Here is a 13,692-nt window from a genome sequence, read left to right on the forward strand (position 1 = left end):
GGTGCGGGCCCGCTCGTGGCCCGCTTCATTGACTATTCACGCGAAGACGCGCCTAATCGCGCCATCCGCATTCCACGAGGTTCCCATGTCGAAGCCCCTTATCGCCCTTGCCGCCACCGCAGCCGCATTCGCCGCGACGCCCGTCGCCGCGCAGCAGCCGGTCGACACCGGTGACGAGCGCTACAACATGGTCGTGGTCTATGGCGACGATGCCTGCCCGCCCAGCGAAGGCGACACGATCATCGTTTGCGCACGCAAGGCGGAAGCCGAACGCTACCGCATCCCCGAGGCTCTGCGCACTTCGGGCAGCCCGGCGAACGAAAGCTGGGCCTCGCGCGTGGAAAGCCTCGAGATGGTCGGCGCATCGGGCATCATGTCCTGCACCCCGACCGGCCCGGCAAACTTCACCGGTTGTACCGAGCAATTCATCAACCAGGCCTATGCCGAAAAGCGCGAAGGCAGCGATGTGCGCTTCTCGCAGATCATCGCCGAACAGCGCGAGGAACGCCTCTCGACCATCGATGCCGATGCCGAACGCACCCAGCGCGACGTCGAGATGATCGAGCGCGAATACATGGAACGCCTCGCCCGCGAACGCGGCGAGCCGCTTCCGGGCGACGAGCCTGCCCCGACCACCGAGCCAACCGTGGTTGCCGAGGTTCCCGACCAGCCCGAATAAGGTCTATGGCCTGTTAACCGTTTCCGGTTACAGCGCAGCCTCATGACTGCGCGTCCCAAGATCCTCACCGTTTTCGGCACCCGTCCCGAAGCGATCAAGCTGTTCCCGCTGGTCCATGCGCTGGAAGCGGACGACCGCTTCGACAGCCGGGTCTGCGTGTCCGCACAGCATCGCGGGATGCTCGACCAGGTGCTCTCGATTGCGGGAGTCGCGCCGGACCACGATCTCGACCTGATGACGCCGGGCCAGTCGCTCGACGAACTGACCGCCCGCGCGCTCACCGGCATCGGCAAGGTGCTGGACGCCGAACAGCCCGACTGGGTGGTGGTGCAGGGCGATACGACCACAGTGATGGCCGGCGGGCTCGCGGCCTATTACCGCCAGATCCGCGTCTGCCATGTCGAGGCGGGCCTGCGCAGCGGCAATATCTACCATCCCTGGCCCGAAGAGGTGAACCGCCGCGTGGTGGGCACCTTTGCCGCGCTCCACTGCGCGCCGACCGAAACCAGCGCTGCGGCCCTGCTGAAAGAGAATGTCGACGCTGCCACCGTCCATGTGACCGGCAATACGGTGATCGACGCGCTCAAATGGGTGACACGGCGGATCGAGGAGCAGCCCGAACTCGCCTCCGGCCTTGCGGGCCTTGAGGCACGCTTTGCGGGCAAGCGGATCATCGGCATGACCAGCCACCGTCGCGAGAATTTCGGCGACGGGATGCAGAATATCGCCGATGCGGTTAAGCGTATTGCCGCTCGTGATGACGTTGCGGTTATTTTTCCGGTCCATCTGAACCCCAACGTGCGCGCCGTGATGAACGAGCAGCTGGCGGGTCTCGACAATGTCGCGCTGATCGAGCCGCTCGACTATCCGCACTTCGCGCGCCTGCTCGACATCAGCACGTTGATGCTGACCGACAGCGGCGGCGTGCAGGAAGAAGCGCCCGCGCTGGGCAAGCCGGTGCTCGTCATGCGCGAGACGACCGAACGGCCCGAAGGCGTGGAAGCAGGCACCGCCAAGCTGGTCGGCACCGATGCCGACACGATCGTGCGCGAGACCACCCGATTGCTCGACGATGCGGAGGCCTACGCCGCCATGGCGCGCGCGCACAATCCGTTCGGTGACGGGCATTCCGCGCAGCGCATCTGCGACCTGCTGGCAAGCGCCTGATTCACCATTACTGGTAAATTTACCTTCGCGCGCTAGGACTGCGGGCGAACTTCTGACGGGACTTTTTCAAGACATGCGTGGCGACATCAAACCCGACGTCTGCGTCATCGGCCTCGGTTACATCGGCCTGCCCACGGCGGCGATCATCGCGCGTGCAGGTTGCCGCGTGCACGGCGTCGATGTGACGCAGACCGTGGTCGACACGATCAATCGCGGCGAAATCCATATCGAGGAAGTCGATCTCGACGGCCTGGTGCAGGCGGTGGTCCAGCGCGGCTTGCTCAAGGCCTCGACCGAGATCGCGCCCGCCGATGTCTTCGTGATTGCTGTGCCGACGCCGTTCGCCAAGGACGGCAACCACACGCCTGACACGTCATATGTCATGGCCGCGGCGGAAAACGTAGCGTCGGTGCTCAAGAAGGGGGACGTGGTGATCCTCGAATCAACCTCGCCTGTCGGCACGACCGAGGCGATGCGCGATGCGATCGCTGCCAAGCGGCCCGATCTCGCCATGCCCGGCCTCACCGACGGCCAGCCGGACATCAGCCTCGCCTATTGTCCCGAGCGCGTGCTGCCCGGCAAGATCCTCGAGGAACTGACACATAACGATCGCTCGATCGGCGGCATCACCCCGCGCTGTGCACGCAAGGCGCTCGCCTTCTACAAGCGCTTCGTGAAGGGCGAGTGCGTCACCACCGATGCCCGCAGCGCGGAAATGACCAAGCTGGTCGAGAACAGCTTCCGCGACGTGAACATCGCCTTCGCCAACGAATTGTCGATGATTGCCGACAAGCAGGGTCTCGACGTGTGGGAGGTGATCCGCCTCGCCAACCGGCACCCGCGCGTGAATATCCTCACGCCCGGCCCCGGCGTCGGCGGCCACTGCATCGCGGTCGACCCGTGGTTCATCGTCCACGGCGCGCCCGAAGAAGCCAAAATCATCCGCCAGGCGCGCGAGACCAACGATGCCAAGATGCACCACGTGCTCGCCCGTGCGAAATCACTGGTGGAGGGCAATCCGGGCGCGAAAATCGCCTGCCTCGGCCTCGCCTTCAAGGCCAACATCGACGACTTCCGCGAAAGCCCGGCACGCTATGTCGCGGCCAGCATCGCCCGAGAATATGGCGAGCGCGTGCAGGTCGTCGAGCCCTATGCCGGCGAACTGCCTAAGGAATTCGACGGTACCGGCGCGGAGCTGGTCGACATCGACACCGCGCTGGAAGAGAGCGACGTGATCATCGTCCTCGTCGATCACGACGTCTTCAAGGTCATTCCGCCCGAAGAGCGCGAGAACAAGGCTGTCTACGACACGCGCGGTATCTGGCCGGACGCCGCCTAGGCCCCCGGCCGGGACATCACGCCTTGTCGAGCGCGATGTCGGGCGCGTCTTCCTGCTTCATGCCGACGACGTGGTAGCCTGCATCGACATGATGCGTTTCGCCGGTCACGCCCGATGAGAGGTCGGACAGGAAATAAAGGCCCGATCCGCCTACGTCCTCGATCGTGACATTGCGGCGCAGGGGCGAATTGTATTCGTTCCACTTCAGGATGTAGCGGAAATCGCCGATGCCGCTGGCTGCGAGCGTCTTGATGGGGCCGGCGCTGATCGCGTTCACGCGGATGTTCTGCGGGCCGAGATCGTTGGCGAGGTACTGGACGCTGGTTTCCAGCGCGGCCTTGGCGACACCCATCACGTTGTAGTGCGGGATGACCTTTTCCGCGCCGTAATAGGTCAGCGTCAGGATGCTGCCGCCATCAGGCATCATCTCTTTCGCTCGCTTCGCCACCGCGACCAGCGAATAGGCCGAGATGTTCATCGTCATCAGGAAGTTGTCGAGGCTGGTGTCGACATACTGCCCGCGCAGCTCGCTCTTGTCGGAGAAGCCGATCGCGTGGACGACGAAATCGATCGTTTCCCAGCGTTCCTTCAGCGTGTCGAAGGCGCGGTCGAGCGCGTCCATGTCCGACACGTCGCATTCGAACACAAAATCGCTGCCGAGCTGTTCGGCCAGCGGGCCGACGCGCTTCTTCAGCGCCTCGCCCTGGTAGGAGAAGGCCATTTCCGCACCCTGTTCGTGCAGCTTCTTGGCAATGCCCCAGGCCAGCGACTTGTCGTTGGCGAGCCCCATGATGAGCCCCCGCTTGCCTGCCATCAGTCCGCCCATCAGTGCATTCCTTCCTTCAGCGTCATTGCGTGTCAGAGACCGCGTCTTCCGTAACGTCCGGCGCCTCGCCCGCCCCCTCTTCTTCCGGGGTTTCGGCCAGCGCCGCGTTGAGTTCCGCGCCGATAACCACACCGAGGCCGACAAGCCAGAAAAAGAACAGCGCGATCATGATCCCGGCAAGGCTGCCGTAGGTGAGGTTATAAGTGAAGAAGCTGCGCAGCACGACCGGCAGCCAGGTGGTGACGAGGATCCACCACAGCGTAGTGAACAACACGCCCGGCCATTTCGGATAGCGCCTGTGGCGATAGCGCGAGGGCGTGAGCGAATAGAACAGCATGTAGAGCGAGCCGAACAGGCCGAGCGCTGGCAGGATGCGCGAGAGCTGCAAATCCACCATGCGGTTCATCAGCTGCGGGAAATAGGCCTCGATCACCTGCTGCGCGGCGCCGATGACGACCTGCGCGAGCAGCGAGAGCATCAGCAGCATCACCGCCGCAAGGATCACGCCGCTGGAGAAGATGCGGTATTTCCAGAAAGCCTTGGTCATGCGTGTACCGTAGGCGCGGCGCAGGATGTCGCGGATCGTCTCGACGAGGCTGCCGACCGTCCACAATCCGACGGCCGCGCCTGCCCAGAGCAGCCAGCCGCTGCGCGCCTCGATCACGTCGCGCGCGACCGGCTCGATCACATTGCCGACCACGGGCGGCAGGGCGACCAGCACGGCGTTGATGGTGGCGGCGCGTTCCGCCTCTTCCCCGAACAGCGAGAACAGCGCCGAGCCGAGGATGAAGAAAGGGAAGATCGACAGCATCGCCAGATAGGCAAGGTTGCCGGCATGGATGAAGCCGTCGTTGAACGTGCCGACGACCGTGCGCTTCACCACTTCGAAGGCCCGCGTGCCCGGACCGACCCTGCGGGCGACTTCCCCGCGCAGCGTCTGGGCTTCCCGCCGCCGCGCCTCGGGTGAGAGCGAGTGGATCTCGCGCTCTTCGGGCTGGGGAAGCGTCGGATGTCTCAAGCGGCCTTACACCCCGAGTTTGCTGCGTGGGTCGCTTTCGTCCTTCCACCCGTCGAGCCGCTTGGCAAGCTCGTCCATGTCGGCAGGCAGCTGGATTTCCAGCGTGACGAGCTGGTCGCCGCGCGTCCCGTCCTTCCTGGTGAAGCCCTTGCCCTTGAGGCGCAGCACGGTGCCGCCGCTGGTCCCGGGCTTGATCGTCATCATCACCGGGCCATCGACCGTGGGCACGCGCACCTTGCCGCCGCCGACCGCCTCGTCGAGCGTGATCGGCAGGTCGAAGCGCACGTCGAAGCCCTCGCGGCGGTAGAGCTTGTGGCTGTCGATGCGGATGGTGACGAGCCCGTCGCCCGCGCCGCCCGGACCCGGTTCACCCTTGCCCTTGAGCCGCATCTGCGTGCCGTCTTCCAACCCCTTGGGCAGCTTCAGGTCGATCGTCTTGCCATCGGCCAGCGTGATGCGTTGGTCGCGCAGCGAAGCCGCGTCGGTGAAGGGTACGCGCAGCGTATAGGCGATGTCGGCGCCCTTGCGCGGCGGCGGGGGCCGCCGTCCGCCGAAGGGATCGGCGCGTCCGCGTGCGCCGGCCCGGCCGCCGCCGAACAGCCCGTCGAAAATATCGCCGAGATCGACGCCGTCATTGCCGAAGCCCTGGAAATCCTCTGCCCGGAAGCCGCGCTGGCCGCCGCCCGGATGGCCGCCGAAGCCGCCGCCGAAGGGATTGGTCGGATTGCCGTCCGCGTCGATTTCGCCGCGGTCGAAACGGGCGCGCTTGTCCTTGTCGGACAGGAGGTCATAGGCATTGGTGACTTCCGAGAACCGCTCGGCAGCCTTGGGATTGTCCTTGTTGCGGTCGGGATGCAGCTCCTTGGCGAGCTTGCGATAGGCGCTCTTGATGTCCTGTTCGGACGCGGAGCGGGTGACGCCAAGGATGGAGTATGGATCGGCCATTGCGTGTTAGCTAGGTGCAACACTCGCGCGGCGCAAGCGGCGAGGCTTTCCTACGCGCGGCACTGGGGTTAGGGAGCAGGTCATGCATGGTCCCAACCCCTTCGCGATGCACGACGTTCCGCCATTTTGCGGGCGAAATGCCGGGGCGGGGCTTTTTGTGCCAGGACCGTGTTCCATCTGTTCCAAGCTGTAGGATTGCCGCCCGATGAGTGAAGCGACCAGCGCCATCCCCGTAACCGACCCCTTCGCCCTGTTCGAGGAATGGTTCGGCGAGGCCAAGGCGAGCGAGCCGAACGATCCCAACGCCATGGCGCTGGCCACGGCGAATGCGGACGGCATGCCATCGGTGCGCATGGTGCTGCTGAAGGGCCACGGCAGCCAGTGGGGTGAAGGCGGCGGCTTCGTGTTCTACACCAATGCCGAAAGCCGCAAGGGCGAGGAAATCCGCGCCAACATGCGCGCCTCGCTGCTGTTCCACTGGAAGAGCCTGCGCCGCCAGATCCGCATCGAAGGCCCGCTGACCGAAGTGACCAGCGAGCAGGCCGATGCCTACTTCCATTCGCGTCCGCGCGTCTCGCAGATCGGTTCGGCCGCCAGCGACCAGTCGCGCCCGCTGGCAGACCGGCAGGTCTATCTCGACCGCGTCGCCGCGCTGGAGGAACGCTATCCCGAAGGCGACATCCCGCGCCCGCCGCACTGGACCGGCTTCCTGCTGACGCCGCTCGCCATCGAGTTCTGGCGCGACCGCGAGTTCCGCCTGCACGACCGCCGCCGCTTCACCCGCGCATCGGCAGGCGAAGCGTGGTCGAACACGCTGCTCTACCCGTGAGCGAGGACCGCGCCCGCCTTGCCCGTTCGGCCGCGCTGGCCTCGATCAGCGTTGCCGTGGTGCTGGTTGCGCTCAAGACCTGGGCGAGCTGGAAGACCGGCTCGACCGCCATGCTCGGCAGCCTTGCCGATTCGGCGCTCGACCTCATCGCCAGCTTCGCCACGCTGACCGGCGTGTGGATCGCCTCGCAGCCGGCGGACGAGGACCACCGCTTTGGGCACGGCAAGGCAGAGGCGCTCGCCGCCATCTTCCAGGTCATGCTGATCGCGCTGTCGGCCTTCGGCATCGCGATCCGGGCGATCATGCAGTTCGCCGGCGGGCAGGGGACCGAGGCCGCGGCAGAGGGTATCGGCGTGTCGCTGGTCGCCATTGCGCTGACCTTCGCGCTGCTCGGCTGGCAGCGCTACGTCATGCGCCGCACGCGCAGCCTCGCGATCCAGACCGACCACCTGCACTACAAGTCCGACCTGTTCCTGAACCTCGCCGTGATCGCGGCCCTGCTGCTCGACCAGATGGCCGGGCTGACGGGTGCGGACCCCGCCTTCGGCCTCGCAATTGCCGCTTGGCTCGGCTGGGGCGCCTTCACTGCCGCTCGCGCCGCGGTGGACGATCTGATGGACCGCGAATGGCCGGAGGAGAAACGCCTCGCCTTCGTGGAGGCGGCGGCTCGGCATCCGGAGCTGTCCAAGCTCCACGATCTGCGCACCCGCACCAGCGGGCACCGCGACTTTGTCCAGTTCCATGTCGACTTGCCGGGCGAGATGACGGTGGAAGAAGCGCACGACATCATCGAGCGGGTGGAAGCGGATCTGTGCCGCCAGTTCCCCGACATGGAGCTGCTCATCCACATCGATCCCGAAGGCCATGTCGACGAGCCGGGCAACCCGCTGGCCGAGGAAAACGAGTTCAAGCGGCTGGAGAACGGCAAGTGACCACCATCCCCTACTGGCATGTCGACGCCTTTGCCGATGCGCCCTTTCGCGGCAACCAGGCCGCGGTGATGCCGCTGGACCAATGGCTGCCCGACGATGTGCTGCAGGCTATCGGCGAAGAGAACGCTTTCGCCGAAACCGCTTTCATCATCCCCGATGCGAGCGGGGCAGCGGATTACGAGCTGCGCTGGTTCACTCCGACGGAAGAGGTCCGCCTGTGCGGCCATGCGACACTCGCCAGCGGTCATGTCGTGCTGTCGCAAAGCGGCGGCGAGCGGGTGACCTTTCGCACGCGCCATGCCGGTATTCTCGAAGTACGCCGGGCAGGGGGCGGTTACGAGCTAGCCTTGCCGCTCATCCGCACCGAGCCCGGCGAATGGGCGGAGGCGGTAGCCTTTCTGGGCGTAGAGCCTGCCGAGGTCTGGCTCAGCCCGGACCGTTACGGCGTCTACCGCTTCGACAGCGAAGAGGCGGTGCGCGCGCTCGATCCCGACATGCGCGGGCTTCGCGCACTGGGGAACGACCAGTTCATCTGCACGGCGCGTGGAGGCGATACCGACATCGTCAGCCGCGTCTTCGTGCCGGGCGGCGGAGTGGACGAGGACAGCTTCACCGGCTCGGCCCATGCGGCGCTGACCTATTACTGGAGCGAGCAGTTGGGCCGCGACAGCTTCACCGCCTTCCAGGCCTCGCAGCGCGGGGGCCATGCGACCTGCCGGCGCGAGGGCGAGCAGGCGTGGCTCGGCGGGACCTGCGTGACAGTGGTGAAGGGCGAGTTCTACCTGCCTTCTGCGGGGTAGAGTTCGATTACGTCGGCCAGCTGCTGCAGCATGGCCTTGCGCTCTTCGGCATTGGAGTGGCCGAGGCGCACCACGGTCAACCCCTGTGCGGGCGACACGAAGACGTATTGGCCCATGTGCCCGATCATCGAAAAGGCGCTGTGCGGCGCGCGGTCGGGGAAGAGCGGGTGCTCCGGCTCGCCATTGGGGCGGTTGAGCCAGGTCTGGAGGCCGTAATGCGGGCTCTTGGGGCTGGGCTTCACCATCTCGGCGACCCAGCTGCGCGGCAGGAGCTGTTCGCCCCGGTGCGAGCCCTTGAGGCGCATCAGCTCGCCCAGCTTGGCCCAGTCGCGGGCCGTCGCGTGCATCAGGCTGCCGCCGATCAGCGTGCCCGAGCGGTCGAATTCGAGGGTCATGGAATCCATGCCCAGCTGGTCGAACAGGCGGGCATGGAGATAGTCGCTGACTGCGCGGCGGCGCGCTTCGGGATCGCTGCTTTCGGTCAGCGTGCGCGCGGCGATGTCGGCGAGGATGACCGTGGTGTTCGAGGAATACTCGAACTTCGCCCCGGGCTCCGCCTCGGGCGGCTGCGCGGTGGCATAGTCCGCCATGTCGTCGCGCCCGTCGAGGAAGAGCATGCGCACCTCGCCGCTCTCGTAGGGCGGGTCGCCGGCCTCGGTATGCTCCAGCCCGCTGCGCATCTGGAGGAGGTGGCGCAGGGTGATGTCGGCGCGCGGGTCGCCGCTGCGCTGCCAGCGCGGGACCGGAGCAGGCGCGTCGAGGCGCAGCAGGCCGTCGCCGACCAGCTGGCCGATCATCATGGCGGTGACCGTCTTGGCCATCGACCAGCTGACGAACCGGGTGTCGGCATCGTAGCCCTCGCCATAGCGTTCGGCCGCGATCTTGCCGTCCTTCATGACGATCAGCGCGCGCGTTTCGCCAAGGCCTTCCATGGTGAAAAGATCGTCCACCTCGCGCGCCAGCGCCTTCGCCGGAGCGCCGGCATTCTCGGTCACGGCGGCCACCGCTTCCTCGCTCAGCGGCGGTTCCTCGGCAGGACCGGGCGAACCGCATGCGGCAAGGCTTGTGGCGGCAAGGGTAAGGACGATAAGGGGGCGCGACCGCAAATTCATGGGTCTGCACTCGCACGGGGAAACCGCTGTCGCAATGGCGAATAAACGCACTTTCATGTCCAGCCGCTGGCTGTGGCTCTTTGTCCTCGTCCTCGCGCTTGGCGGGGCCGCTTGGTTCGCCTGGGGCGAGGGCCTGCGACGCACTTCGGAGGCAGGCACGGCCTATGGCGCGCATGTCGCCTGTTCGTGCCGCTACGTCTCGGGGCGCAGCCTGTCGGACTGCTCCAAGGACAAGTTGGAAGGCATGGAACTGGTCATGCTGAGCGAGGATCCCGCCGAAAAGAGCGTGACCGCGAGCATTCCGCTGATCGCGTCGGACACCGCCACTTACCGCGAAGGCTATGGCTGCGTGCTGAAGGAATGGGAGGGCTGATCAGCCCTCGAAGCCGGTCGTCCCGTCGATCCAGCCGCCGCCGACCACGCGTTCGCCGGCATAGATGACCGCCGCCTGTCCGGGCGCGACGCCGTATTCGGGCTGGGCGAAACGGATGGTCGTCGCCGCCCCGCCGCCAAGCGTGCCTTCGAGCGTGACCGGAACGGGTTTGGCCAGGCTGCGCACCTTGGCCGTCAGCCCGGCGTCGGGCAGCGGGCCGATCCGGTTGGTCTCGATCAGGCGGGCGGCCGAGACGGCCAGCATGGGGCGGGGGCCGACCAGCACCTGCGCCTTGTCCGCATCGATCCCGACCACGTAGAGCGGTTCCGGCTGGCCGCCGATCTCGAGCCCGCGACGCTGGCCGACGGTGTAGTGGATCACGCCCTGGTGGCGGCCGAGCACTTCACCGCTCTGCGCATGGACGATATCGCCCGCGCGCCCGCCCTCGGGCCGCAGCTTCTTTACGATCTTGGCATAGTCGCCATCGGGCACGAAGCAGATGTCCTGGCTATCGGGCTTGGCGGCATTGCGCAGGCCCGCAGCCTCGGCCAGGTCGCGCACCTCGGCCTTGGGCAGCCCGCCGAGCGGGAAGCGCAGATAGTCGAGCTGGTCCTCGGTCGTCGCATAGAGGAAGTAGGACTGGTCGCGCGCCGGATCGAGCGCGCGGTGCAGTTCCACTCCGGCAGGACCCTCGACGCGGCGCACATAGTGGCCGGTGGCAAGGCAGTCGGCACCCAATTCGCGCGCCATGGCGAACAGGTCGGTGAACTTGGGGCCCATGTTGCAGCGGATACAGGGCACAGGGGTGCGGCCGGCGAGGTATTCGTCGGCAAAGGCTTCGACCACGTCCTCGCGGAAGGCGCTTTCATGGTCGTAGACGTAATGCGCGATGCCCAGCCGGTCGGCGACGGCGCGCGCATCGGCGATATCGTCGCCCGCGCAGCAGGCCCCCTTGCGCCCGGTGGCTGCGCCGTAGTCGTAAAGCTGCAGCGTGATGCCGATCACTTCGGCACCACTTTTCGCGGCCAGTGCGGCGACCACGGAGGAATCCACCCCGCCCGACATCGCGACGACGATGCGGCATTCACTTGCCGGGCGCGGCAGGTCGAACAGGCCGGCGGCGGACGCCGGTTCGAGAAGGCGGGATTCGGGCATGGCGCGCCCCATACACGGCTTGGGGGCTTGCCTCCACCATTTACCGATTTGTGCCGCAGGCGATGCTTCACGGGTTCTTTACCATGTAGGCTTATCCACAGAGGCATGTTTGAGGGGCACATCAATCGTCAGGCTTTCGTCGACGGACGTGAAAGCGAGGTTTTGCAGCGGTTTCGCTGGACCGAGCTGGTTGCGCGGCTGGAAGCGACTCGCGAACTGCGCGCGGAACTCGCACGGTCCTCGGCCGGCGGGTTCGAGGCTTTCGGGGAAGTACGCCGCGAAACCTGCGACAAAGGTAAATGCGTCGGTAACCATACTGATTTAGCGCATGGCAAAGGCGAGCCGCTAAACGGGGCAGATGCCGCAGATGGTGCGGCGCATGGCGACGAAGAGAATTAGATGATCGAGAACCAGGACATCCGCCCTGCACAGGTAATCGGCCCGCTCGGCGAGCCGCTGACCCTCAAGGACTTGCCGTCGCCCTCGACGAAGCGCTGGGTCGTGCGTCGCAAGGCCGAGGTCGTGGCTGCCGTCAACGGCGGACTGCTGACGATCGACGAGGTCCTCGAGCGCTATGGCCTTACGCTGGAAGAGTTCGCCTCGTGGCAGCGTGCCGTCGACCGCTCGGGCATGCAAGGCCTTCGCGTCACACGTATCCAGCACTACCGCGACCTGTACGAACGCCAGTTCAAGTACTGAGCCGTAGCCCGGGCCTGCGGGAACCAATCGAGAATCCAGCCGCTTGCTATCTAACCCCGGGGCAGTAGTATCCCGGGTGTTCTCCGTCACTTTGCCTCTGTTTCAGGGGAGGACGACGGCAAAAGCAGGAGGATTATCAATGGGTTGGATTATTGCACTTATCGTTGGCGGTATCGCTGGCTGGCTCGCGAGCCTGGTCATGAACCGCGACGCGTCCATGGGCATTTTCTGGAATATCGTCGTCGGCTGTATCGGCTCGGTGATCGGCAATCTCATCGCCGGTCCGCTGCTCGGCATTTCCGGCAGTGTCCAAGAATTCTCGCTGACCGGTCTCGTCATCGCCATCGTCGGCGCCGTGGTGCTGCTGGGCATCGCGAACCTCGTACAGCGCGGCCGCGTCCGCTAAGCGAGAAGCCGATACGAAATGCGAAGGGGCGGCGGGGCAACCTGCCGCCCTTTTTCGTCCGGCCCATTCGTCAGGTGAGATAGCCCCTTCATAGAGAGCGCCATTGCTCTCGCTCACAGGCAGTTCTAGGGCCGACATGCGCAGTCTTGCGGATTGTGCTTTACTCGACTAATACAGTGGTCGAGAACAGGGCTGCGACCATTCGGGGCAAAACGATGAATTACGAGGCAGGCATCAAATCCAAGATCGACGACGCGTCGACCGTAGAATTCGACGAAGGAGGTAGCGTGTCGCGCCTTGCACGAAACAAGAAGCCCCTGATTATCGGCGCGATTATCCTTCTCGCGGCCGCAATCGGCGCGTACTTCATGCTTTCCTCGGCGCCTGCCGATCCGAACGCCGGCCAGGCGCAGGCCCCTGCCGTCAGCGTCGTCGCGCCCGGGCGCACCACGATTGCAGGTGAAATCACCGCTACCGGCACGCTTGCTGCCCGCCGCGAAATGCCCGTGGGCGTTGTTGGCGAAGGTGGCCGCGTGGTCTCCGTTCCTGTCGAGCAGGGCAGCTGGGTCCAGGCCGGACAGGTTCTCGCCGTGATCGACCGTTCGGTCCAGACGCAGCAAGCGCAGAGCGCTGCTGCCCAGATTCAGGTCGCGCAGGCCGACGCCAATCTCGCGCAGGCCAATCTCGACCGCGCGCTCCAGCTGGTCGAGCGCGGCTTCGTATCCAAGGCCGATGTCGATCGCCTGACCGCGACCCGCGATGCAGCCGTCGCCCGCGTGCGCGTGGCGCAGGCATCGCTCCGCGAACTGCAGGCCCGTAACGCGCGCCTCAACATCGTCGCGCCGGCTGCCGGTCTCGTGCTCGAACGCAATGTCGAACCGGGCCAGACGGTCAGCGGCGGATCGCAGCCGCTGTTCCGCATCGCCAAGGGCGGCGAGATGGAAATGCTCGCCCGCCTCGGCGAAATCGAGCTTTCGCGTCTCACGGCTGGCGAAAGCGCCGAAGTGACGCCGGTGGGTTCGGAAAAGAGCTTCACCGGCCAGATCTGGCAGGTCGCCCCGACCATCAATGCGCAGGACCGCCAGGGTACGGCGCGTATCGCACTGCCCTATGCGCCTGAACTGCGCCCCGGCGGCTTCGCCACGGCTCTGATCAAGAGCGGCACGATCGTCGCCCCGATCCTGCCCGAAAGCGCGATCATGTCGGACGACAGCGAAAGCTATGTCTACATCGTTGGCGACGACAACAAGGTTGCCCGCCGCCCGATCAAGCTGGGCAATGTCACGCCCAACGGCATCGTCATCCGCGAAGGCCTGACCGGCCAGGAACGCGTCGTGCTGCGTGCCGGCGGCTTCCTCAACGAAGGCGAGACGGTGAAGCCGGTCGTCGAAAAGAACTGACGGGGGCCGGCT

The 13,692-nt window shown here is 65.8% G+C and carries 16 protein-coding genes; 11 read left to right on the plus strand and 5 right to left on the minus strand.

What is annotated here, in order from left to right; genetic code table 11:
* The first annotated feature begins 85 nt into the window (after positions 1 to 85).
* The 3 genes from LC083_RS06940 to wecC all read left to right on the plus strand — a co-directional run bounded on the left by LC083_RS06940 (position 86) and on the right by wecC (position 3,185).
* On the plus strand, positions 86 to 679 hold the full coding sequence (locus tag LC083_RS06940; RefSeq protein ID WP_226699739.1) for a hypothetical protein: 594 nt from the start codon (positions 86 to 88) through the stop codon (positions 677 to 679).
* A gap of 42 nt (positions 680 to 721) precedes the next feature.
* The gene (wecB, locus tag LC083_RS06945; RefSeq protein WP_226699740.1) at positions 722 to 1,846 is read left to right on the plus strand and encodes a non-hydrolyzing UDP-N-acetylglucosamine 2-epimerase; all 1,125 of its coding nucleotides are present in this window, start codon (positions 722 to 724) and stop codon (positions 1,844 to 1,846) included.
* 73 nt (positions 1,847 to 1,919) lie between these two features.
* Positions 1,920 to 3,185: a UDP-N-acetyl-D-mannosamine dehydrogenase gene (wecC, locus tag LC083_RS06950; RefSeq protein ID WP_226699741.1), complete on the plus strand. Its 1,266-nt coding sequence runs from the start codon at positions 1,920 to 1,922 to the stop codon at positions 3,183 to 3,185.
* A gap of 16 nt (positions 3,186 to 3,201) precedes the next feature.
* Here the strand turns inward: wecC and fabI are convergent, their stop codons facing one another.
* Genes fabI through LC083_RS06965 form a run of 3 tightly spaced genes read right to left on the minus strand, consistent with a single transcriptional unit; the run spans position 3,202 to position 5,974 of the window.
* On the minus strand, positions 3,202 to 4,011 hold the full coding sequence (gene fabI, locus LC083_RS06955) for an enoyl-ACP reductase FabI (RefSeq protein WP_226699742.1): 810 nt from the start codon (positions 4,009 to 4,011) through the stop codon (positions 3,202 to 3,204).
* A 22-nt stretch (positions 4,012 to 4,033) separates the two neighbouring features.
* A complete protein-coding gene (locus LC083_RS06960) occupies positions 4,034 to 5,029 on the minus strand; it encodes a YihY/virulence factor BrkB family protein (protein WP_224831626.1) in 996 nt (331 codons plus the stop codon).
* Between the two features lie 6 nt (positions 5,030 to 5,035).
* Positions 5,036 to 5,974, minus strand: coding sequence for a DnaJ C-terminal domain-containing protein (locus tag LC083_RS06965; protein ID WP_222554810.1), 939 nt, complete (start codon positions 5,972 to 5,974; stop codon positions 5,036 to 5,038).
* Between the two features lie 205 nt (positions 5,975 to 6,179).
* On the opposite strand from LC083_RS06965, the gene pdxH reads away from it, so the two are divergent.
* Genes pdxH through LC083_RS06980 form a run of 3 tightly spaced genes read left to right on the plus strand, consistent with a single transcriptional unit; the run spans position 6,180 to position 8,535 of the window.
* Positions 6,180 to 6,803 carry a pyridoxamine 5'-phosphate oxidase gene (gene pdxH, locus LC083_RS06970; protein WP_226699743.1) on the plus strand — a complete coding sequence of 208 codons (624 nt, stop codon included), beginning with the start codon at positions 6,180 to 6,182 and terminating at the stop codon, positions 6,801 to 6,803.
* Positions 6,776 to 7,735, plus strand: coding sequence for a cation diffusion facilitator family transporter (locus tag LC083_RS06975; RefSeq protein WP_226699744.1), 960 nt, complete (start codon positions 6,776 to 6,778; stop codon positions 7,733 to 7,735). The genes pdxH and LC083_RS06975 overlap by 28 nt, the downstream gene beginning before the upstream one ends.
* Positions 7,732 to 8,535: a PhzF family phenazine biosynthesis protein gene (locus LC083_RS06980; protein ID WP_226699745.1), complete on the plus strand. Its 804-nt coding sequence runs from the start codon at positions 7,732 to 7,734 to the stop codon at positions 8,533 to 8,535. Before LC083_RS06975 ends, LC083_RS06980 begins: the two co-directional genes overlap by 4 nt.
* Here the strand turns inward: LC083_RS06980 and LC083_RS06985 are convergent.
* A complete protein-coding gene (locus LC083_RS06985; protein WP_226699746.1) occupies positions 8,514 to 9,647 on the minus strand; it encodes a serine hydrolase domain-containing protein in 1,134 nt (377 codons plus the stop codon). The two genes, LC083_RS06980 and LC083_RS06985, sit on opposite strands and share 22 nt — an antisense overlap.
* Positions 9,648 to 9,681: 34 nt before the next feature.
* Between LC083_RS06985 and LC083_RS06990 the strand changes: the two genes are divergently transcribed.
* Positions 9,682 to 10,020 carry a hypothetical protein gene (locus tag LC083_RS06990; RefSeq protein WP_226699747.1) on the plus strand — a complete coding sequence of 113 codons (339 nt, stop codon included), beginning with the start codon at positions 9,682 to 9,684 and terminating at the stop codon, positions 10,018 to 10,020.
* On the opposite strand, the gene mnmA is transcribed toward LC083_RS06990, so the two are convergent.
* Positions 10,021 to 11,175, minus strand: coding sequence for a tRNA 2-thiouridine(34) synthase MnmA (gene mnmA, locus LC083_RS06995; protein WP_226699748.1), 1,155 nt, complete (start codon positions 11,173 to 11,175; stop codon positions 10,021 to 10,023).
* A 105-nt stretch (positions 11,176 to 11,280) separates the two neighbouring features.
* Here mnmA and LC083_RS07000 point away from each other — a divergent pair, with 105 nt between their 5' ends.
* From LC083_RS07000 to LC083_RS07015, 4 genes are all read left to right on the plus strand, one after another.
* Entirely contained in the window at positions 11,281 to 11,574 is a 294-nt protein-coding gene (locus tag LC083_RS07000; RefSeq protein ID WP_226699749.1) for a hypothetical protein, read from the plus strand.
* The gene (locus LC083_RS07005; protein ID WP_160608664.1) at positions 11,575 to 11,874 is read left to right on the plus strand and encodes a DUF1153 domain-containing protein; all 300 of its coding nucleotides are present in this window, start codon (positions 11,575 to 11,577) and stop codon (positions 11,872 to 11,874) included. It begins immediately after the preceding gene.
* Between the two features lie 139 nt (positions 11,875 to 12,013).
* On the plus strand, positions 12,014 to 12,280 hold the full coding sequence (locus tag LC083_RS07010; RefSeq protein WP_226699750.1) for a GlsB/YeaQ/YmgE family stress response membrane protein: 267 nt from the start codon (positions 12,014 to 12,016) through the stop codon (positions 12,278 to 12,280).
* Positions 12,281 to 12,495: 215 nt separating this feature from the next.
* Entirely contained in the window at positions 12,496 to 13,680 is a 1,185-nt protein-coding gene (locus LC083_RS07015; protein WP_226699751.1) for an efflux RND transporter periplasmic adaptor subunit, read from the plus strand.
* Positions 13,681 to 13,692 lie beyond the last annotated feature (12 nt).

The organism is Qipengyuania gaetbuli (assembly GCF_020524765.1).
In the GTDB taxonomy this organism is placed as follows: Bacteria; Pseudomonadota; Alphaproteobacteria; order Sphingomonadales; family Sphingomonadaceae; genus Qipengyuania; species Qipengyuania gaetbuli_A.

Bases quoted from the DNA above. Each gene is read 5' to 3' on its own strand.
- pdxH (WP_226699743.1), top strand. From the start codon at position 6,180: ATGAGTGAAGCGACCAGCGCCATCCCCGTAACCGACCCCTTCGCCCTG.
- LC083_RS07010 (WP_226699750.1), top strand. From the start codon at position 12,014: ATGGGTTGGATTATTGCACTTATCGTTGGCGGTATCGCTGGCTGGCTC.
- LC083_RS07005 (WP_160608664.1), top strand. From the start codon at position 11,575: ATGATCGAGAACCAGGACATCCGCCCTGCACAGGTAATCGGCCCGCTC.
- LC083_RS06965 (WP_222554810.1), bottom strand. From the start codon at position 5,974: ATGGCCGATCCATACTCCATCCTTGGCGTCACCCGCTCCGCGTCCGAA.
- wecB (WP_226699740.1), top strand. From the start codon at position 722: ATGACTGCGCGTCCCAAGATCCTCACCGTTTTCGGCACCCGTCCCGAA.
- mnmA (WP_226699748.1), bottom strand. From the start codon at position 11,175: ATGCCCGAATCCCGCCTTCTCGAACCGGCGTCCGCCGCCGGCCTGTTC.
- wecC (WP_226699741.1), top strand. From the start codon at position 1,920: ATGCGTGGCGACATCAAACCCGACGTCTGCGTCATCGGCCTCGGTTAC.
- fabI (WP_226699742.1), bottom strand. From the start codon at position 4,011: ATGGGCGGACTGATGGCAGGCAAGCGGGGGCTCATCATGGGGCTCGCC.
- LC083_RS06985 (WP_226699746.1), bottom strand. From the start codon at position 9,647: ATGAATTTGCGGTCGCGCCCCCTTATCGTCCTTACCCTTGCCGCCACA.
- LC083_RS06990 (WP_226699747.1), top strand. From the start codon at position 9,682: ATGGCGAATAAACGCACTTTCATGTCCAGCCGCTGGCTGTGGCTCTTT.
- LC083_RS06940 (WP_226699739.1), top strand. From the start codon at position 86: ATGTCGAAGCCCCTTATCGCCCTTGCCGCCACCGCAGCCGCATTCGCC.
- LC083_RS07015 (WP_226699751.1), top strand. From the start codon at position 12,496: ATGAATTACGAGGCAGGCATCAAATCCAAGATCGACGACGCGTCGACC.
- LC083_RS07000 (WP_226699749.1), top strand. From the start codon at position 11,281: ATGTTTGAGGGGCACATCAATCGTCAGGCTTTCGTCGACGGACGTGAA.